This is a genomic window from Roseovarius sp. MS2 (genome assembly GCF_051447875.1).
Classification (GTDB): domain Bacteria; phylum Pseudomonadota; class Alphaproteobacteria; order Rhodobacterales; family Rhodobacteraceae; genus Roseovarius; species Roseovarius mucosus_A.
Window position 1 is genome coordinate 1,498,910 of the sequence record NZ_JBKHVF010000001.1, and the last position, 18,197, is coordinate 1,517,106.

Sequence of the window (18,197 nt, forward strand, 5' to 3'; positions counted from 1 at the left end):
TGCAGACCTTGTGCAGCGGGATGCTGTTAGTCCAACCCGAACCGCCCCGGCTTCATAGCCGCCAACACCTCCGACGAGACGTCTGGTGCCACCCCCGCAATCAGCGCCGCTGTCAGGCGTGACAATGCGGGGGCGGTCTGCACCCCGTAGCCGCCTTGCCCGGCCAGCCAGAAAAAGCCTGTCGCGCGCGGATCAAATCCCACTACGGGCGTTCGGTCAGGGGCAAAGGTGCGGAGGCCTGCCCAGCTATGCTCTACCCGTGTCACCGGCACGCTGACTGCCTGCTCGAACCGATGCAGCCCCTCGGCCAGCACCATGTCATCGGCCCAGGCATCATGCGGTTCTACCGGGTCTTCATCGGCGGGGGAAACCATCAGCTTGCCTGCCTCGGGCTTGGCATACCATGTCTCTGCGATAGAGCCAAAGATCGGCCAATGCTCTGTTTCATAGCCCTGGGGTGTTGGAATGATCGCGGCCGAGCGCCGGTAGGGCTGCAATCCTGCGCGCGGCACTCCGGCCAAGGCGGACACGTCATCCGCCCAGCCACCTGCCGCGTTGATGATGATCGGGGCGCTATGCTGTTCCTGTGCGGTCTTGACCTGCCAGAGCCCGGCGCGATGCGACAGGCCGGTCACCACAGCACCTGTAACGATTCGTCCCCCTCTTGCGCGTAGCATCCGCGCATAGCCTTGTAGCAAACGGTCCACGTCGATGCCGCGCGCGCCGCGTTCGATCATCGCCCCGGCAATACGGTCGGCGCGCAGGATCGGCACAATCTCGGCGGCCTCCTTGCCGGTCAGCCGGTCAATGCCGGTCGAGCCGTCGAGATAGGCGTCGAGGATTGGCAATTCTTCCTCGGAGGCAACCATAAGTTCGCCGCGCGGGCTAAGCAGCGGTTGGTCGCTGATTTCGCCCGGCTGCTCAAAGATCGGTTCTGCCACGGCATTGAGTGCGCGCAGCGTGGCATTGCCGTAGTTGCGGATAAAGATAGCGGCTGAGCGGCCTGTGGCGTGATAGCCAATCTGCCCCTCCATTTCGAGCACCAATACATCAGCCCCGCCGCGCGCCAGTTCCGCAGCAGCGCTGATCCCGGCGATACCGCCGCCGATCACGATCACATCGGCCATGATCAAGCCCCCTCATACCCTGTCAAAACCGATGTAAGGTTCTGGCCTAATTCCTGACAGAGATACCCACCCTCTTGCACAAAGAGTGTCTGTATCCCCAGCCCGGCAATCGCGGCCCCGATGCGCGCAAACCCGGGTGTGGTGATCGCCAGACCCTGAAACGGGTCGCCCTCATAGGCATCAAGACCGAGGGCCACGACCACGACATCAGCCCCGAAATTCGCCACCCGCTCTAACGCGGTGTCGAGTGTTTTCAGATAGGCGTCATCCCCGGTGCCGCGCTCAAGCGGTAGATTGAGGTTATAGCCGGTGCCGCGCCCGGTGCCGCGCTCATCGGCATGGCCCCAGAAGAACGGATAGAACCGCGCCGGATCGGCATGGATCGAGACAGTCAGCACATCGTCGCGGTCATAGAATATCCCTTGGGTTCCGTTGCCGTGATGCACATCAACATCAAGGATCGCGGGGCGCAGGCCGCTTGTGCGCAGCCGCTCTGCCGCAATCCCGGCGTTGTTGAAAAAGCAGAACCCACCCGCCAGATCGCCAAAGGCATGATGCCCCGGCGGGCGGCAGAGGGCATAGGCGGCACGCTCGCCAGCGGCGAGCATATCGGCCCCAGTAATGGCGGTCTGTGCTGACCAATAGGCCGCTTCCCATGTGCCCGCCCCGATGGGACAGGCGGTATCCGCCTGATGATAGCCCGCTTGGCCTACGGCGGATTTGGGATAACTGTCGCTGCGATTGGCGGGGTGAACATTTGGGATCACCTCATCCCCTGCGCCGTCGATGCGTTGCCATCGGGTGTAAATGTTGCGCAGGAAGGTCACATATTCTGGTGAATGAAGCGCCGCGATGGGCCCAAGACCGGCATCCTTTGGCGCAACAAAGTCACAACCGGCTGCTTTGGCCCCGTCCGTCAGGCGCGCGATACGCTCAGGCTGCTCGGGGCAGGGTTTGATCACCCCGTTCGCCATGAAATGTTTGGGGTCGTGTCGCCATTGCCGATCGTCGAAAATCGCCTTCATCCGTCTTCTCCCTTCAGTCGCCGCATCGCAGGCTGCGGCAGGCGCATCTGCGTGGCCTGCGGTTGCGCCTCGAATCCAAGGCGCTCATAAAACCGCCGCGAGGCGGGTGTATGCGCATAAACCGCCAGCATCATCCATTCCGCCTGCCACAGCCTACCTGCGCGGCGCGCTACCTCGGACAAAAGCGTGCGGCCAAGTCCCTGACCGCGCGCTGCTTTTGTGACCCAAAGGTCGGAGACATAAACGCCTGCCGCCCCGCGCACAGTGGAAAAAAGCGGGCCAAAGAGGGCCGCACCGATCAGATCGCCCTCAAGCGCGAGCAGGCCGTATGCCGCCGGTATCTTGCCTGTCAGCCCGGCGCGCAACGCGTCAAGACCGGCGCTATGCGCATCGCCCAAATCCGCACTCAGCTGGCGCAGGGCCGCGTCTAGCAACGCCATGTCGTCCTCTGTTTCGACTGCGCGAAAATCTACCATCGGTCAGATCGCCACCCGGTCAGCACCCTTGAGGCCCAGCAGAGTGCGGGCCTCGTCGGGGCTGGCCACGACGCGCCCCAACGCCTCGACAATGCCGCGCACTTTGATGACTTGCTCCGCGTTAGAGCGGGCAAGCGTGCCGCGTCCGATGGTCAGACTATCCTCAAGCCCGACGCGCACATGGCCGCCCATCGCCGCCGCCTGCGCCGCCATCGGCATCTGATGCCGTCCCGCGGCCAGAACGGAAAACATATAGTCCTGACCAAAAAGCTTGTCTGCGATGCGCACAAGATGCGTGAGGTTCTCGGGGTCCGCGCCCATTCCGCCCAAGACGCCAAAAACAAACTGAATGAAATAAGGGGCGCGGATCAGCCCGCGATCCGCGAAATGTCGGAGCATATAGAGGTGGCTCAGGTCGTAGCACTCAAACTCGAACCGCGCGCCGCGCTCTTGGCCCAGTTGCGTCAGAATGCGGGCGATGTCGCGGGGCGTGTTCTTGAACACCAGATCGTCGGACCCTTCGAGAAAGGGTTTTTCCCAGTCGTGCTGCCAGTCGGCGATCCGCTCTGCCATTGGATAGAGCGCAAAATTCATTGTGCCCATGTTGAGTGAGGCCATTTCCGGCGCGGCCTCTTTCGGCGCGGCGAGGCGTTCATCCAGCGTCATCGTGGCGCTGCCCCCGGTCGAGAGGTTCAGGACCGCATCACAGCCTTCTTTCAGGCGTGGTAGAAAGGCCTGGAAATGCTCTGGTTTTGCAGAGGGCCGCCCGGTCTTTGGATCACGGGCGTGCAGGTGAAGAATAGCCGCGCCCGCCACGGCCGCCTCGATCCCTGCGCGGGCGATGTCATCGCCGGTGATGGGCAGGTGCGGCGACATGGACGGCGTATGGATCGAGCCTGTAAGTGCGCAAGTAATTATGATTTCGCGCATTATAAAGCTCGCTCCAGTGCCGGGCGAATTTCATCGGTAAACTCTGCCAGCGATGCATCCAGCATTTCGGTGATCTCGTCCAGATGCGTCTCGGTCACGATCATCGGGGGGGCGACGATGATATGGTCCCCCTCAACCCCGTCACGGGTGCGGCGGGCGTAGACGATCAGACCTTTCTCATAGGCGATCTGCACAAATCGGTCGAAGGCGCGCAAACCCTTGGGCAGCGGGGCCTTGGTGCCGCGATCCGCCATGAATTCGAACGCGGTCAGCAGCCCCTTGCCGCGCACATCACCGATGATGGCATAGCGCTGCATCAAGCCACGCAAACGCTCTTGCAGGCGGTCACCCATGCGGGCGGCATTGCCCACCAAATCCATCCGCTCAATCTCGTCGATCACGGCGAGACCGGCGGCGCAGGCCAGTGGGTTGCCTGCGTAAGTAAAGCCGTGGAGAAAGCCGCCAGCGTCCAAAACCGGCTCGACCAACCGCTCATGCGCAACCATCGCACCCAGTGGCACGTATCCAGCGGCAAAGCCCTTTGACATGACGATAATGTCAGGAGCGAGGTTCCAATGCTCAGAGGCGAGGAATTTGCCGGTCCGTCCTGCGCCGGTCATTACCTCGTCCAAAATGAAAAGCACGCCGTATTTGCGGCAAATCTCCTGCACCCTCTCCATATAGCCGCGCGGTGGCACCAGCGCGCCCGTTGATGCGCCGCCGATAGGCTCAACCACAAAGGCAAGCACGCTCTCGGGGCCTTCCTCGATGATCTTGGCCTCGAGCATGTCGGCATAGTGATGCCCGGTCGCCTCTTTATCGGCGTCCAGCCCATCGAGATAGGCGCGCGGTGCGGGAATTTTCGGCATTGCCTGCATCATCGGCGCAAAGGGATCGGTGAGCGGCGCATAAGAGGTGATGGCAAGCGCGCCTAGCGTACAGCCATGGTAGGATGGTGCGCGGCTTATGATCTTCCAACGGCTGCCCTCTCCGATGGCCAGCGCATATTGGCGCGCCAGCTTCAGTGCGGATTCCACGGCCTCGGACCCGCCCGAGACAAAGAACACCCGGTTCAGCCCCTCAGGGCAGAGGGCGGCGGTTTTGGCGGCGAGTTTCTCTGATGCCTCGGTCTCGAAATGCAAGCGATAGCCAAAGGTGGATTTCTCCATCTGGCGGCGCATCGCGTCGAGCACGTTTTCGTTTGAATGGCCGATATTGCAGACCATCGCGCCAGATGAGCCATCAAGATAGCGCTTGCCATCCACGTCCCACATATAGACGCCGCGCGCCTGATCTAGGACCGGCTTGCGCTCGCGTCCCTGATAGAAAAGGTGAGAGGGTTTTACGTTCATTGTCTTATCCCGGTAACGCCGCACAATCTTGCGGGCGCAAGTGCAGATGCACCGCAGCGCCCACCGCAAATGGGTGGTCGTCGATCATGTTGATGGCTTGTAACTGCGCCTCACCTGCACGCACGAAATACCGCACGGCCTGCCCTTGATAATCCACTGTTTCCACGGTCGCGGGAACAGAAATCACACCCTCGGGCGCGGGATCGCGCGCGAGCCTCAGCTTTTCGGCGCGCACCACCAGCTTGGCTGGGCCGGTGCCGCACAGATTAGGCGCCTTGGCGGCGGGCACGCTCACTCGGCCGAATATGGCATCCTCCACGACGACCGCTGCGCCATGTTCGACGCAGCGCGCCTCAGAGATATTGGACGCACCGAGAAAGTTCGCGACAAATTCGCTGGCCGGCGTGTTATAAACTTCTTCGGGTTTGCCCACTTGCTCTACCCGCCCCTCGGACATGACAACGATCAAATCGGACATGGCCAGCGCCTCGGATTGGTCATGCGTGACAAAGACCGTGGTTACGCCGATCCGTTCTTGGATACGTTTGAGTTCAACGCGCATATCTTCGCGCAGATTGGCATCAAGTGCCGAGAGCGGTTCATCAAGGAGAAGCACATCTGGTTCGATCACGATGGCACGGGCAAGGGCGATGCGCTGTTGTTGCCCGCCAGACAGTTCCTTGGGATAGCGTTCCCCGACATTGGGCAATTGCACAAGATCAAGCGCAGCCTGCACCTTGGCTGGAATTTCGGATTTTGGGACGTTGCGGTATTTCAGGCCAAACGCCACATTTTCTGCCACAGTCTTGTGCGGGAAAAGCGCGTAATTCTGAAAGACGAGACCAAGATTGCGCTTGTGAATGGGCACGTCGTTGACGCGCTTGCCGCCAATGAGGATTTCGCCCTCGGTGGGATCGAGAAGCCCCGCGATCATTCGCAGATTGGTCGTCTTGCCACAGCCCGACGGACCAAGCAGCGTGACAAAAGCCCCCTCGGGAATTTCCAGTGTGGTGCGATGAACGGCGGTAAAGGTGCCGAACCGCTTGACGATGTTCTTCAGGGTAACGGCGCTCATTCGCGGGGTCCTCTCGGGGTGGACCGCGCCCCATATCGGGACGCGGTTCTGGCTCAATACCCGCGCTGCACGCGGCTGAAGGTTTCGGACCATTCGGCCTCATTGCCGTTCCAGTACGTCGGGTTGGCAAAGGTCAGCGATTCAAGCGTGCCGGTTGGGTCGTAGGCGGGCAGGGTTGGGATCTTGGACCCCAGATCCACCTTGGTCCCATCCAGAGCGGGCGGATAATTCTGCCCCTCGGCCACAGCGATTGAGGTTTCAGGCGCGAGCATAAAGTTCAGCAACTCCTCACATGCCTCAACCGGGCTGCCCTTGAGCACGTGCAGACATTCCTGCCAAGCAAAGCTGCCGGGCGCGTCGTAATAGCCGATGTCGTGGCCCTGCTGTTGAAGGGCGGCGATGCGGCCAGACCAGCCTTCGGTGACGTAGATCTCTTCTTCGGCCAGAAGGCTCATCAGCTCTGCGCCCGAGGACCAATATTTCAGCGCCAGATCTCGATGGCTGCGGATCGCATCCCAGACCGCTTCCATATCCTGAATGTTGTTCGGGTCCTGCCCGGTCTGCAACGCGCCATACCAGACCCGCGTGCGCCAATCTGACCAACCGCCGATCTTGCCCTTTGTAGGGTTACACCTTAGTTTACAGTGATGCCGGAAGAACCGAACTGACGCCGGACTTTGCCGGATGGGCCAATGAAATAAGGGCTTTTGCGGAATAATTGGGCGGACAACTCGGCGGTACGCGAAGTTTGCAGTGGAAGGGCAAAATAGGGCCGATAGGGCAAAAATGGCGCTGACGAGGGGCGCGGGCGAGGGAAGCGCCAGAAAGCGGCCAAACCCTATTAAAACAGGGTTTAAACGGCTATTTCACGGGTGTTCAGGGGGCCATATCGAGGCGCTTGAGGGGCCCGGAACTCGGAAGTGGCGCGCCGAGTTCCAATCTCGCTTCCGAGATCGGGAATATCGCTTTAAAAACAAAGGGTATGGTGAAAACACCATACCCTTTTCTATCAGGTGAAGTAGGAAGTGATTTTTTAGGTCGGATTGCGTTTGCGCATAGCATCAAGTCTGCTCGACAAGTCTTGAAGACCCTGAGAAATGTCTGCCCCTATCGCCGTCTCTGTGGCCGCCGGAACGGCTACCGGCGAGGAGCTCTCGGAGGTTACAAGGGCGTCCCTGATGTCGGATAGAAGAAGCAAGGCACGGTCAAACGCGAGGAACAATATGCCGACCAGTCCGACTGAAATCGCGGGCACTGCGAAGTAGATATCCTCCGCTGCCAAGGCGGCTATTACGCAAAGAGCGGCCACGCCGAAGCACCCATATGAAGCAATGCGCAAGTAAATCATCTTTGGCTCCTTGATCGCGCAGAGTTTCCTACCACGCATGCGCCGACCAGACAATCTCGCCGAGGATGCGCAAGCGGTTCATGTCCGGGCCGGTTCGGGTTTCGGTCGGGTGGGCGGCATTGTCAGATGTCAGGATGATCAGCTGGTCGGGTACCAATTCGACGCGCTTGACGCGGGCGCTGCCGTCGACGTCGACGAAGGCGTAGACGTGGCGATTTCGAACTGTGGTGCGGCGCTCGTCGATCATGACGAGGTCGCCGTCGTGCAGAGTGGGCGACATGCTGTCACCGGCAACGGTAAGAAGACAAGCTTGTGCCGGGGAGATGCCCCGCTCGCGCAGCCAGTCCTGGCGAAACGCAAGTGCGCCCTGAAGGCTGACTTCTCCGTTTAAAGCCCCGGCCCCTGCCGCAAGCCGCGCATCGACGCGCGGGATCGCCGCAAAATCTTCGTGGTCGATCTGGGTGGTGTAGACCGTTCCGGTCTCCCGCTTTGGCCCAATGTAGAAGTCGAGGTCGAGCGCCTCGGCGATCTCCTTAGCCCGCTCCAGATTGGGCCTTGTTCGCTTCTCGTCGTTTCTGACAACAGCCCGGAGGTAGCCTTGAGGCCAGCCGCACTTGGCCTCAAAGCTATTCACATTTTCTCCCAGCTCCTCGAGCCGTGCAAGCACTAGAGATCCAAAGTCCATAACGCTCCCTTAATCCATTTTGGGCAAATGCCCTAATAAAAAAATGCTTGCAATTTGGCATTTCCCTAAATTATAGTTGGGCAAATGCCAAATAAGGGCGCGAGCATGAATTCCGAACAAATCCAGGCACTGGCCAGTAGCTATTCGAGCCACACTGGCCTCAAGGTTTCGACGCTAGGCGTTTACGCAGTGAACGACGGCAAGTTCTTCTTGCGGCTAATCGGGGGCTACGACTGCCGCACAAAGACCGCCCAAAAAGTCGCGGAATGGTTCTCTGACAACTGGCCCACCGACCTTGAATGGCCCCGCGACATCCCCCGCCCATCCGCAAAACAGGAGGACGCCGCATGAGCCTCGACCCTATCGACACGTCCGGCTTCAAACCCGCAACGCTGGCGGATCAACCGCAGCCGATGCTGATCTGGGCCGACCTATCTGACCTAGTGATCGACCGGCGCTATCAGCGCACCGTCACCGCAAAGGGCCGCTGCGCGATCCAGCGCATCGCCGACGGCTTTGACTGGCGCAAATATCAGCCAATCCTTGTTGCCCCGACCGAGGGCGGAAAACTCGCCGTGGTGGACGGCCAGCACCGCGCGCATGCGGCGGCGCTCTGCGGGATCGAGAAACTGCCCGCCATGACGGTGCCGATGACCCCGACCGAACAGGCCGCAGGATTTGCCGCGATCAACCGAGACCGCATTTCGATGGATGCCCCCACGATATACCGCGCAGAACTGGCGGCGGGCACGCCGTGGGCTGTGGCCTGCAAGGACGCGGTCGAGGCGGCAGGGTGTAAACTGGCGACGTCGAACGCCACCGCGTCCAGAAAGCCCCCACGGACCGTCTACGCCACCAACCTCATTCGCCGGATGGTTCAGAACGGCGAGGCGGCCGCCGTCACGTCCGGGCTGCGCGCAATCAGCGAAAGCCCGGCCGGTGAGGACGTCGAAAGCTACGTCGGGCCTGTTCTCTCGGTCTGGCTCCCCGCGCTCGCTACAAATCAGCGATTTCTGTTGCTCGACCTGCCCGCGATCTTCGACAGCGTCGACATTCTGACGATGTTCGACGAGGCGCGCGCCAAGAGCCGCATTAGCGGCGCGTCGGCCAAGTCAATTGTCCTTGGCCAAGTTGTCTGTGCCCTGAACATTGCAAAGGGGGATGCCGCATGAGCCCGCGCCCCGCACCCGAACGTCGCCTGCCTCCGGGTAGCGGCCTCGCCATAGCCTTCCTCTTTGCCCTCGCCTTCTGGGCCATGGTCGCCGCAGGCCTTTCTGTCGCGGTGCTGAGCCGAGGCGTGGCCCATGAAACTCCCCCTTCAACACAGGATTTAATGTGATGCGGTTATCCGATCTCATTCCCGACGCTGGGCAGTTGCAGTCCGAAATCGCGGCCATTCCCCAAGTGCAGCGCGTGGCGCTGGCCCTGCAGTTGGTGCGCGATATCGACGAGCCGTGCTGCGCGCTGCCGCTGATGCGTCTGAGCCGCTTGGCCGAGGATCATCATCTGTCGATCCGCAGGGAAGCGTTCGTGCGGGAGCGTGCCCGATGATCCGCCGTCTTGCCCATAAGTTTCGTCTCCGCGTGCGTGCTGGCCTGTGCGCTGCGCGGTCCCTGCGCCCCGGCTGTGCCCAGTCTGCTTGCTCCGGCCGGGGCGTCTTTTCTGTCATCGGTGACGTGGTGGGGGCTTTGGCGCTGTTCGCCCTGCTCTTTGCCCTTGCCAGTTTCGGAGGGTGAACGGGATGGACCTGCATGTTCAAAGATGGGGCCACGGCTACGCCGTTTTCGACGGAAAGGCGCGGGTCTCCGGCGCGTTCAGCAACCGCGACATCGCGTTGCGCGCCCAAGACCGGATGCAGGACGAGGCCCTCAAAGCCAAGCACGCCCGCAACCGCCCCTGCCTGACCTGCGGCACCGAGTTTTGGTCAACGGGACCGGGACACCGCATGTGCGGCAACTGCCGCACCAATTGTGCCGGGCTCGACGCCCAGATGGTGGGCTGATGCACCATGCGCCGCTCACCTCGCCCCGCCTGCAACGGGTGCTTGCCGTCCTCAAGGATGGCCGCCCGCATACCACGCGCGAGATCGTGCGGCGGGCGCATGTGGTGGCGGTGAACAGCTGCATTTCCGAATTGCGCGCCAACGGGGCGGAGATCCTCTGCACCCGCGAGCGCAAAGCCGACCGGCTGATCTGCCGGTACACAATGACGAAGGCCCCAGAATGATTGAACGTCTCACCACGATAACCGAATTGCCCGTCACTGAAATCGGGATCGAAGGCCGCCTTCGGGACGTTTCGCCAAGTGGCGTTGCTACCTTGGTCGAGGCGATCCGCGAAAACGGGTTTGTTGGCCGGATCACGGTGCGCCGCAAGAAGGACGGCGACTATGTTCTCGACGGCGCACACCGGCTGACGGCGATGCGTGAATTGGGTGCCGAGACGATCCCCTGCGACGTGGTGCGCTGCTCTGATGCCGAGGCGGCGATGTTCGAGATCGACGGCAACCTTGCCGGGGCCGATATGAACACGCTCGACGAGGCCTATTTCCTCGCACGGCGGCGTGAGGCGATCCAGAAGCTGCATCCGGAGATGAAACAGGGGATGGCCGGGGCGGCGGCGCGTTGGTTCGAACTGAACTTTAGTTCACTGGCACAGAGTATCGCCGAGAAGCGCGGCATCACCACACGCCAAGTCTACAAGATCATGGCCGCCGGGTCAAAGCTGGACCCACGGGATTATCAGTTGCTGCGCAGTGCGCCCAAGCCCATCGCGCTCTCTGATCTGATCGAGATCGGCAAGATCGAGGAGACAGTTGAGCGCTACGACGTGGTCGAGGCTCTGGCTGCAGGCGCGGCAAAGAGCGCCAAGGCTGCCCGCAAAGCCTATCGCGCGGCGCGCGGAGACGCACCGGCCCCGGCCAGCCCCAAAGACGCCACCCTCGCGCGCCTCATGGACGCATGGGACCGCGCGGGCAAGCGGGAGCGCATGGCGTTTCTCGAGGAGCGCGGCGCAGAGGTTGCGGCGCTGTTCGGCGAGATTGACCAAGGGGACGCGGCATGACTGGACCCGCCCCCGCGCAAGAGTGGTGGTCTGCGGCCGAGTTGGCCGAGGCCGGACTCCCCGACCTGCCGGAAACCGACCGGGCAGTCCGGTTGATGGCGGAGCGCGAGGCATGGGCGCGCCTACCCGGCAAGGCGCGGCGGCGCAAGGGACAGGGCGGCGGGCTTGAATATCACTGGAGCATCTTGCCGCTGCGCGCCCGGATGCGGCTCAGCGCCGGTCTGGTCGCGGCTCCGGCGGATAAGCCGGGGACCGGCGAGGCATGGGAGCGCTATGCGGCGGCGGGCGACAAGGCGCGCGCCGAGGCCGAGGCGCGGCTTGGGGCTATTGCCGAGGTCGAGCTTTTGGAAGGGGCCGGTCTGACCCGCTCGGCGGCCGTGCGCGAGGTCGCGCGCAAGCTGGGGAGGTCTGACAAATCCCTCTGGAATTACCTCGGGCAGGTCGAGGGCGTGGCCCGGGCCGACCGGCTGGCTTACCTCATCGACGGGCGCGCGCTGCGGCGTGCCCCCGCCCGGCGGGACGACATAGACCCTGCGTTTCTGTCACTTGTGCGCAGCGACTGGTTGCGTCTGTCACAGCCGAGCCTGACCAGTTGCTATGACCGCGCCGTGCGCGTCTGGACTGCCGAGCGGCGCAACAGCGCCGTGCCGCCTCTCCATCAGGTGCGCCGTTGGCTCAAGGCCAGCGTCTCGGTCCCCACGGAGATTTTCATGCGCAAGGGCGAGGAGGCACTGCGCCGCCTCTACCCCGCGCAGGTCCGCAGCAAGGCCTTCATGGCCCCGCTGGAATGCGTCCAGGGCGACTATCACAAGTTCGACGTCTTTGTGTCGTGGCCGGGCTACGACAAGCCCGTGAGACCGCAGATGATGGTCTGGTCGGACGTCTATTCCGGCAAGCTCTTGGCTTGGCGCCTGTCGCCGACGGCGAACAGCCACACGGTGCAGCTGGTCACCGGCGACCTGATCCGGACCTATGGCATCCCACAGTCGGTTCTGATCGACAACGGCCGGGAGTTCGCGGCCAAGGCGATGACAGGCGGCACGCCGACCCGGTTCCGCTTCAAGATCACCGACGAGGATATTCCCGGCCTCCTGCCGCTCTTGGGCGTCGAAATCCACTGGGCCACGCCCTATTCGGGGCAATCCAAGCCCATCGAGCGGGCGTTTCGAGATCTCTGCGACCGGGTGGCGAAGCATCCCGCCTTTGACGGAGCCTATACGGGCAACAAACCGGAAGCCAAGCCTGAGGATTACGGCACCCGCGCCGTCCCGCTCGACGAGTTCCGCCTCGTTCTCGAGGACGAACTGGCGCATCACAACGCCCGCCCCGGGCGGCGCAGTGAAGTGGCCATGGGACGGTCGTTCAACGAGGTGTTCAACGAGGGCTACGCCAAGGCGACAATCAAACGCGCGACCGACGAGCAGTTGCGCCTCTGGCTCCTGCGGGCCGAGGGCGTTCGCGCCAAGGCGGGCAATGGCGCGCTGAAGCTCTACGACACGGAATACTGGTCCGAGTGGATGTACCGGATCGCAGGGGAAAAGGTGGTTGCACGCTTCGACGCGGATGATCTGACAGCCGGGCTGGAAGTCTATGATCTGGCGGGCCGCTATCTGGGCCACGCGGCCTGTACCGAAGCGGCGAAGTTCTTCGACGTCGAGGCAGCGCGCGACCACGCCCGCAAACGCGGGGCATGGGCCAAAGCGCAGAAGGCCGAGGCCAAGGCCGCGCGCGAGCTGTCTGCGGCAGAGGTCGCGGCCCGGGTGCGCGCAGCCTCGGGGCTGGCGGCAGACGAACCGCTGCCTGAGGCGCAGGTGCATCAACTCGCCACGCCGCACAAGGCCGCGCCCAAGCGGCAACGGCGCGCCCAAAGCGCCGAAGAGATCGAGCATCTGGCCGAGATCGAGGCCCGGGTGCTGCGGCTTGAAGAACACCGCACCAATCCCGTCGATCCGGTCGACGAAGATCCAGCCGCCGTCTTTGCCCGCGCCTGCGCCTTGGAGCGTGCGCGAGATGAGGGCGAGGCGCTGACACAGGCGCAAGCCGACTGGCTGGCCGACTATCAGCAGAGTTCCGACTACCGCGCCCAGCTGCGCATGGCGCGCCGCTTCGGTGCCCCAGAGTAACAAGAAAAGGAGAGCAGAATGACACCTTCCATTGCGCCCCTGCGAAACGTCGCGGCCCTGATTGGCCTTGTCGAACGTGTGCAGACCCGCGCCTTTGGCCTGCCCGGCATGGCCACGTTCTACGGCCCCTCCGGCTGGGGCAAGACCACCGCCGTGACGGTCGCGGCCAACGAGTATCAGGCCCATGTCGTCCAGGTCAAAGACTGCTGGACGCCGACCTATCTGGCGCAGGCGATCCTGCGTGAAATCGGCCTGCCGCCCCAGCGTGGTGTGGCCGCCATGGTCGACGCCATCGGCGCGCAGCTTGCCCGCAGCGACCGTCCGCTCATCATCGACGACGCGCAATACCTTCTGCGCAAGCGGATGGTCGAGCTGGCCCGCGACATCTACGAGAGCAGTCAGGCCCCGGTCATTCTGGTGGGCGAGGAAAAGCTGCCGCAGGACCTGACCCGCTGGGAGAACATCCACAACCGCCAGCTCGCATGGGAGCCTGCGCTCGCCTGCAACCTCTCGGACGCGGAAAAGCTCGCGCCGATCTACGCGGCGGGTGTCGACGTTGCCCCGGACCTCCTTGCGGCCATCGTGGCCGCCTCGGGCGGGTCGATCCGCCGGGTCTCCACCAACCTTGCGCGCGCCAAGGAGCTGGCCATGGGCCGGGGGCGGCGACTGGCCGATCTCGAGCTTTGGGGCAACCGGGTCTTTGACACTGGCCAGCCCCCGGCCGTGCGGCGGGTCGATGATTTCCGCCCGGTGGCCCGGCCGGAGAAAAGAGAGGACACGGTCGTGCCGCTTACCAAGGTCGCAAAGGAGCCGCGTGAATGAAGCCTTTCCGCAGCACAATGGAACGCCACGCTTGGGATCGCGTCAAAGGCATGCAGGAGTTTCACTGGAGCGACCTCGCGACCCTTGGCGTGCATGGCGACACTGCGCAGACGTTCGTGCGTCGCTGGGAGCGTGCAGGCCTCGTGAAATGCATCCGCAAGGACATGCACCGCAAGATATTCCGGAGCGTTGAGTTGGACGCGGCAAACCTGACAGCGATTGAAGCGCCCGACGGCGTCCCGACCCCCGAGGGCAATATGTGGCGGGCGATGCGGCGGCTGGTGCAGTTCGGGCCAACTGACTTGGCCGCGCATGCGAACGCCGGAGGTGTCGAGGTCACCGTCGAGAAGGCCCGCGCCTATTGTCGCCAGTTGCTGGGGTCCGGCCATCTCAAGGTGCGTCAGACGGCGATCATCGGACGCCGTGAGGCGATCTATCAGCTGATCGATGACAGCGGGCCTTTTCCTCCGAAAGCCGTGCGGCTCGCGGGCATTCTCGATCCCAACACCGGGGCGTTTTCCCCCGCGAAAGGCGGTGCGGCATGAGCGCGCTCGACACCGCCCGCACCTTCTGGGGCGAGGATATGCCTGATTGGGTCGCCGCCTTGGCCCGCGCCTGCGACGAGACCAGCCAGAGCAAGGTCGCGTCCAAGATGGAGCGCAGCCCGACGCTGGTGTCCAACGTCCTGCGCAATCGCTATCCCGCAGATACCAGCATCGTTGAGGACATCGTGCGCGGGCATTTCATGCGCGCGGTGGTCGATTGTCCGGCACTGGGCGAGATCGGCAAACAGGTCTGCCGTAAGTGGCGCGGCAAGGCAGCGAATTTCGAGAATGTGAACTCGCAGACCGTCACCATGTACCGCGCCTGCAACCGTTGCCCCATCCACAAGGGGGCCGACGATGACGCGGCGTGACGACAGCCTCGATGCGTCAGTGTCGGGGCTTGCGACGCAGGCCGTGCCCGCCCGCGAGATCGCGCGCCGTCTCGGTGTCACGGCGCAGCGCGTCCACTCCGTGCTGCACTACCTGCGCCGCCATGGGGCCGTGTTTCCGCCCGTGCGGCTGGGGAAACCTTGCGGGCCTCAGGGCGCGCAGCTGACCCGCGTCAACGCCGAGACCCGCGCCGCGCTCGAGCCGCATGCCATCGCGCGCGGGATGGAAACCAAGGCGCTCGCCGTCCGCATCCTCGACGTCGTGATCCGCGACGGTTTGATCGACGCCATTCTCGATGACAAGGAGACCGAAGTATGAACGCCCCCGAAATCGCCCGCTGGAGTCCCGACGAGATGCTGCGCCTTGCGGCCTCGGGCGTGGCCAAGGTGGATCTCCTTGGCCCGCGCGGTAGCACGCTTTGCTCGATGGACGAGATCGCCGCCATGGCCGCCGTCTGCGCGCTCCATGGCGTGGGTCCAAGCCTCCTTTCAACACCCCCTTCAACAGGAGAGTAGCGGTGCTGGATTTCTACCTCCTTGCCCGGTTCAAACTCGGATCATGGATGCTGCATCGGTCTTTGGACGTGATGCCGCGTTGCAGCCTTCGAGACACGCTGCGGATGGCCGTCGTGCAGGCCTATGCCTTCGAGCGCGAGCAATTCGAAACACCCCCTTCAACAGGAGAGTAAAATGTCTGAATTCACCCCCCATCCGGTGCCGTCAGGCATCATCGAGGAGAACGGCCGCCGCAAAATGGTCGACGCCAAGGGCCGCGAAGTGCCGCTTGATCTCGTCCGTCCGCAGGACCAGTTGCAAGACGAACAGGTGCGCAAGATCGCTGGGTATGCGCTGGCGCTCAGCGACCAGCTCCGCCGGTTCAAGGAACACACTTTCGACGACATCTCGGATTTCGAGGCCATCCTCGCGCAGGAGTATGGGACCAGCGTCGGCGGGGCCAAGGGCAACAAGACGCTGACCACCTATGACGGGCTCTTTCAGGTGCAGGTCCAAGTGCAGGACCGGGTGGACTTCGGCCCCGAGTTGCAGATCGCCAAGGGCCTGATCGACGAGTGCCTCAATGAATGGTCCGCCGACAGCCGCCCGGAAATTCAGGCCATCGTGACGCGCGCCTTCAACACCGACAAGGAAGGTCAAATCAACCGCGCCGAGATCTTCATGCTCCTGCGGCTCGACATCGCCGACGCGCGGTGGAACCGGGCGATGGATGCCATCCGCGACGCCATGCGCGTGGTCGGCAAGGCGACTTACGTCCGTGTCAAGCACCGCACGAACACCGAGGCCCCATGGCAGACCGTGGTTCTCGATCTGGCGAAGGTGTGAGGTGATGGACGACATCGTCAGCAAGCTGCTTGCCGCAGCGGAACACACCTCCAGCACCACCTTCGATTTGATCGAGGCCGCGCGGGAGGGCGGGCCGTTCCCCCATGGTGACATTGTGACAGGCGGCACGCTCTCGATCTTGGCCGACGCTGTGCGGCTCCTGATCGAGGTCATGCCGGGCGAGGACGAGGACCGCACCCAGCTTCACGGTGCGGTTATCCGCTATCTGGAGAGCGCGCTATGAGCCACGACAACACAATCCATCCCAGCGGCACGCATCGGCCTTACCGACCAAGCAACGGGACCGAGGGAGAAATCTTCATGGCCGAGTGGTGCGCGAACTGCGACTTGGCCAATTTTGATGACCCCGAACATTGCTGCGCGATCAACCTGCGCGCCATGATGCATCGGATTACAGACCCCGAGTATCCCGCAGAGTGGCAATATTCTAACGGCGGCGTGCCGCAATGCTCCGCGTTCGTTCGCGACGGGGCACCCGAGCCGCGCTGCGACCGCACCTTGGATATGTTCGACATGTCAGATGCAGAAGAGGAGGAGTGACCCATGACGACCAATGACCAGAATTACCGCGTCACGGCAGAAGAGCTGCGCCAGTTCATCGAGCGGTTCGAGCGGCTTGAGGCGGAAAAGAAGGACCTCGCGGAGGAGCAAAAGGAGCTGATGGCAGAGGCCAAAGGGCGCGGTTACGACACCGCCGTGATGCGCAAGATCATCGCCCTGCGCAAGCGCGACATCAACGACGTCGCCGAGGAACAGGCGGTTCTCGAGATGTACGCGCAAGCGCTCGGGATGACGCTGGCATGAACCGCGCGCTGCAACAACTGATCTTCGCAGCCTGCCGCCAGCTGGGCCTCGACGAGGACGCGCGCCGCGATCTGCAGGCCAGCGTCACCGGCAAGACGTCGTTGCGCGACATGAACGACGGCGAGTTGCGGCTGATCGTTAACCGCCTGAAGCAGGCCGGGTTCGAGGACAAACCCCGCAACCCGCGCCACAAACCTGCACCGCGCGCCGATCTGCGCATGATCCATGTGCTTTGGCGCAAGCTCGGCCAGTCGGGCGCGCTGCGCGATCCCTCCCGCGCCGGGCTCAACAAGTTCATTCGCGCCCGGTTCGGAGGCGTCTGGGGATCGGTCCCGGCCGACGTCGACATGCTGCGCGAGTGGCAGCAGATCGACGCCGTCATTCAGGCCCTCAAAACGTGGGGCCAGCGCCAGAACATCGACTTCGATTGGGAGGATCACCGCCGGTGAAAAAGCCGCGCCACCCCGCCTCTGACCATGCCGTGATCCGCTATCTCGAGCGGGTCAAGGGCGTGGATATCGACGCGGTGCGCCGCGAGATCGGGCGCGTGGTGGAGGAGGGTCTCGAGGCCGGAGCCTGCGGCGTGATCAGCGGCGGATTCGTCTACAGGATCGAGGGCGGATGCGTTGTGACCGTCACCCGGCGTCATACGCAGCCCCCGGGGCGGCGACGCAAGAAGACCCAACCATGACAGAGGGCGAGGTTTTTACCCCGGTCCAGATCCGCCCCTACGTCGAGGCCCTCGGCGAGGCAGACGCGGTCGAGTTCCTCCTCGAGTTTGGCGGTGCCGAGCTTTACCTCGGGCGCAACCCGCGCCGCAGCCGTGTCGCCAAGCGCTTTGGCCGCGAGAAAGCCGCGCTCTTGGCCCGCACGGCCGAGCATCTTCCGGCCCGCGTGCCGCTTGCCCGCCGATGGATTGCGCAGGTCCTCTACAAACAAAACTTGCCCATTTCGGAAATTGCACGCAAAGTGCGGGTGTCCGACGTGACGGTGCGCGCCTACCTCAAGGGCATGGGCGCGGCACCGACGTCCCAACCGGACCTATTCAACTGGAAAACCGACTGATCTGACC

Annotated in this window: 30 protein-coding genes; 22 read left to right on the forward strand and 8 right to left on the reverse strand. The window is 63.2% G+C overall.

From position 1 onward, the window contains the following. Positions 1-26: 26 nt before the first annotated feature. The 8 genes from ACLGGT_RS07430 to ACLGGT_RS07465 all read right to left on the reverse strand — a co-directional run bounded on the left by ACLGGT_RS07430 (position 27) and on the right by ACLGGT_RS07465 (position 8,018). A complete protein-coding gene (locus ACLGGT_RS07430; protein WP_151977673.1) occupies positions 27-1,127 on the reverse strand; it encodes an NAD(P)/FAD-dependent oxidoreductase in 1,101 nt (366 codons plus the stop codon). Positions 1,128-1,129: 2 nt separating this feature from the next. Further along, complete coding sequence (locus tag ACLGGT_RS07435) at positions 1,130-2,152, reverse strand: histone deacetylase family protein (protein ID WP_151977675.1); 1,023 nt, start codon at positions 2,150-2,152, stop codon at positions 1,130-1,132. After that, a complete protein-coding gene (locus ACLGGT_RS07440) occupies positions 2,149-2,592 on the reverse strand; it encodes a GNAT family N-acetyltransferase (RefSeq protein ID WP_254700041.1) in 444 nt (147 codons plus the stop codon). Before ACLGGT_RS07440 ends, ACLGGT_RS07435 begins: the two co-directional genes overlap by 4 nt. A 39-nt stretch (positions 2,593-2,631) precedes the next feature. Next, the gene (locus tag ACLGGT_RS07445; protein ID WP_437195490.1) at positions 2,632-3,558 is read right to left on the reverse strand and encodes a 3-keto-5-aminohexanoate cleavage protein; all 927 of its coding nucleotides are present in this window, start codon (positions 3,556-3,558) and stop codon (positions 2,632-2,634) included. Then, positions 3,558-4,910, reverse strand: a complete 1,353-nt coding sequence (locus ACLGGT_RS07450; protein WP_081507177.1) for an aminotransferase family protein — start codon at positions 4,908-4,910, stop codon at positions 3,558-3,560. Before ACLGGT_RS07450 ends, ACLGGT_RS07445 begins: the two co-directional genes overlap by 1 nt. 4 nt (positions 4,911-4,914) lie before the next feature. Beyond that, on the reverse strand, positions 4,915-5,985 hold the full coding sequence (locus tag ACLGGT_RS07455; protein WP_437195492.1) for an ABC transporter ATP-binding protein: 1,071 nt from the start codon (positions 5,983-5,985) through the stop codon (positions 4,915-4,917). A 53-nt stretch (positions 5,986-6,038) separates the two neighbouring features. After that, positions 6,039-6,827 carry an extracellular solute-binding protein gene (locus ACLGGT_RS07460; RefSeq protein ID WP_437197401.1) on the reverse strand — a complete coding sequence of 263 codons (789 nt, stop codon included), beginning with the start codon at positions 6,825-6,827 and terminating at the stop codon, positions 6,039-6,041. A gap of 534 nt (positions 6,828-7,361) precedes the next feature. Further along, positions 7,362-8,018, reverse strand: coding sequence for a S24 family peptidase (locus tag ACLGGT_RS07465; RefSeq protein WP_081508162.1), 657 nt, complete (start codon positions 8,016-8,018; stop codon positions 7,362-7,364). Positions 8,019-8,123: 105 nt separating this feature from the next. On the opposite strand from ACLGGT_RS07465, the gene ACLGGT_RS07470 reads away from it, so the two are divergent. The 22 genes from ACLGGT_RS07470 to ACLGGT_RS07575 all read left to right on the forward strand — a co-directional run bounded on the left by ACLGGT_RS07470 (position 8,124) and on the right by ACLGGT_RS07575 (position 18,190). After that, the gene (locus ACLGGT_RS07470) at positions 8,124-8,369 is read left to right on the forward strand and encodes a hypothetical protein (RefSeq protein WP_437195494.1); all 246 of its coding nucleotides are present in this window, start codon (positions 8,124-8,126) and stop codon (positions 8,367-8,369) included. Then, entirely contained in the window at positions 8,366-9,190 is an 825-nt protein-coding gene (locus ACLGGT_RS07475; RefSeq protein WP_437195496.1) for a ParB N-terminal domain-containing protein, read from the forward strand. Before ACLGGT_RS07470 ends, ACLGGT_RS07475 begins: the two co-directional genes overlap by 4 nt. Then, positions 9,187-9,357 (forward strand): hypothetical protein, encoded by a 171-nt coding sequence (locus ACLGGT_RS07480; protein ID WP_437195497.1) that lies wholly within the window; start codon positions 9,187-9,189, stop codon positions 9,355-9,357. The genes ACLGGT_RS07475 and ACLGGT_RS07480 overlap by 4 nt, the downstream gene beginning before the upstream one ends. Then, positions 9,357-9,569 carry a hypothetical protein gene (locus ACLGGT_RS07485; protein ID WP_437195499.1) on the forward strand — a complete coding sequence of 71 codons (213 nt, stop codon included), beginning with the start codon at positions 9,357-9,359 and terminating at the stop codon, positions 9,567-9,569. The genes ACLGGT_RS07480 and ACLGGT_RS07485 overlap by 1 nt, the downstream gene beginning before the upstream one ends. After that, entirely contained in the window at positions 9,566-9,754 is a 189-nt protein-coding gene (locus ACLGGT_RS07490; RefSeq protein ID WP_437195501.1) for a hypothetical protein, read from the forward strand. Before ACLGGT_RS07485 ends, ACLGGT_RS07490 begins: the two co-directional genes overlap by 4 nt. Before the next feature lie 5 nt (positions 9,755-9,759). Then, positions 9,760-10,020 carry a hypothetical protein gene (locus ACLGGT_RS07495; RefSeq protein ID WP_037268623.1) on the forward strand — a complete coding sequence of 87 codons (261 nt, stop codon included), beginning with the start codon at positions 9,760-9,762 and terminating at the stop codon, positions 10,018-10,020. Next, positions 10,020-10,244 (forward strand): helix-turn-helix domain-containing protein, encoded by a 225-nt coding sequence (locus tag ACLGGT_RS07500; protein ID WP_037268626.1) that lies wholly within the window; start codon positions 10,020-10,022, stop codon positions 10,242-10,244. Before ACLGGT_RS07495 ends, ACLGGT_RS07500 begins: the two co-directional genes overlap by 1 nt. Continuing rightward, on the forward strand, positions 10,241-11,080 hold the full coding sequence (locus tag ACLGGT_RS07505; protein WP_437195502.1) for a ParB N-terminal domain-containing protein: 840 nt from the start codon (positions 10,241-10,243) through the stop codon (positions 11,078-11,080). The genes ACLGGT_RS07500 and ACLGGT_RS07505 overlap by 4 nt, the downstream gene beginning before the upstream one ends. Then, a complete protein-coding gene (locus tag ACLGGT_RS07510) occupies positions 11,077-13,203 on the forward strand; it encodes a transposase domain-containing protein (protein ID WP_437195504.1) in 2,127 nt (708 codons plus the stop codon). Before ACLGGT_RS07505 ends, ACLGGT_RS07510 begins: the two co-directional genes overlap by 4 nt. An 18-nt stretch (positions 13,204-13,221) precedes the next feature. Further along, the gene (locus tag ACLGGT_RS07515) at positions 13,222-14,025 is read left to right on the forward strand and encodes an AAA family ATPase (protein WP_437195505.1); all 804 of its coding nucleotides are present in this window, start codon (positions 13,222-13,224) and stop codon (positions 14,023-14,025) included. Continuing rightward, on the forward strand, positions 14,022-14,570 hold the full coding sequence (locus ACLGGT_RS07520; RefSeq protein ID WP_437195507.1) for a hypothetical protein: 549 nt from the start codon (positions 14,022-14,024) through the stop codon (positions 14,568-14,570). The genes ACLGGT_RS07515 and ACLGGT_RS07520 overlap by 4 nt, the downstream gene beginning before the upstream one ends. Next, a complete protein-coding gene (locus ACLGGT_RS07525) occupies positions 14,567-14,941 on the forward strand; it encodes a hypothetical protein (RefSeq protein ID WP_437195509.1) in 375 nt (124 codons plus the stop codon). The genes ACLGGT_RS07520 and ACLGGT_RS07525 overlap by 4 nt, the downstream gene beginning before the upstream one ends. After that, the gene (locus ACLGGT_RS07530; RefSeq protein ID WP_437195511.1) at positions 14,928-15,278 is read left to right on the forward strand and encodes a hypothetical protein; all 351 of its coding nucleotides are present in this window, start codon (positions 14,928-14,930) and stop codon (positions 15,276-15,278) included. The genes ACLGGT_RS07525 and ACLGGT_RS07530 overlap by 14 nt, the downstream gene beginning before the upstream one ends. Beyond that, on the forward strand, positions 15,275-15,475 hold the full coding sequence (locus tag ACLGGT_RS07535) for a hypothetical protein (RefSeq protein WP_437194774.1): 201 nt from the start codon (positions 15,275-15,277) through the stop codon (positions 15,473-15,475). Before ACLGGT_RS07530 ends, ACLGGT_RS07535 begins: the two co-directional genes overlap by 4 nt. A 2-nt stretch (positions 15,476-15,477) precedes the next feature. Further along, on the forward strand, positions 15,478-15,648 hold the full coding sequence (locus ACLGGT_RS07540) for a hypothetical protein (RefSeq protein WP_437194773.1): 171 nt from the start codon (positions 15,478-15,480) through the stop codon (positions 15,646-15,648). Position 15,649: 1 nt separating this feature from the next. Further along, positions 15,650-16,300: a DUF3164 family protein gene (locus tag ACLGGT_RS07545; protein ID WP_437195512.1), complete on the forward strand. Its 651-nt coding sequence runs from the start codon at positions 15,650-15,652 to the stop codon at positions 16,298-16,300. Positions 16,301-16,304: 4 nt separating this feature from the next. Beyond that, positions 16,305-16,544 carry a hypothetical protein gene (locus ACLGGT_RS07550; protein WP_437195513.1) on the forward strand — a complete coding sequence of 80 codons (240 nt, stop codon included), beginning with the start codon at positions 16,305-16,307 and terminating at the stop codon, positions 16,542-16,544. Positions 16,545-16,621: 77 nt separating this feature from the next. After that, the gene (locus ACLGGT_RS07555; RefSeq protein ID WP_437195514.1) at positions 16,622-16,861 is read left to right on the forward strand and encodes a hypothetical protein; all 240 of its coding nucleotides are present in this window, start codon (positions 16,622-16,624) and stop codon (positions 16,859-16,861) included. Between the two features lie 3 nt (positions 16,862-16,864). Further along, the gene (locus ACLGGT_RS07560) at positions 16,865-17,125 is read left to right on the forward strand and encodes a DUF2312 domain-containing protein (RefSeq protein ID WP_437195516.1); all 261 of its coding nucleotides are present in this window, start codon (positions 16,865-16,867) and stop codon (positions 17,123-17,125) included. Beyond that, a complete protein-coding gene (locus tag ACLGGT_RS07565; RefSeq protein WP_437195518.1) occupies positions 17,122-17,574 on the forward strand; it encodes a gp16 family protein in 453 nt (150 codons plus the stop codon). Before ACLGGT_RS07560 ends, ACLGGT_RS07565 begins: the two co-directional genes overlap by 4 nt. Further along, positions 17,571-17,816 carry a hypothetical protein gene (locus ACLGGT_RS07570; RefSeq protein ID WP_437195520.1) on the forward strand — a complete coding sequence of 82 codons (246 nt, stop codon included), beginning with the start codon at positions 17,571-17,573 and terminating at the stop codon, positions 17,814-17,816. Before ACLGGT_RS07565 ends, ACLGGT_RS07570 begins: the two co-directional genes overlap by 4 nt. Beyond that, positions 17,813-18,190, forward strand: coding sequence for a helix-turn-helix domain-containing protein (locus ACLGGT_RS07575; RefSeq protein WP_437195522.1), 378 nt, complete (start codon positions 17,813-17,815; stop codon positions 18,188-18,190). Before ACLGGT_RS07570 ends, ACLGGT_RS07575 begins: the two co-directional genes overlap by 4 nt. Positions 18,191-18,197 lie beyond the last annotated feature (7 nt).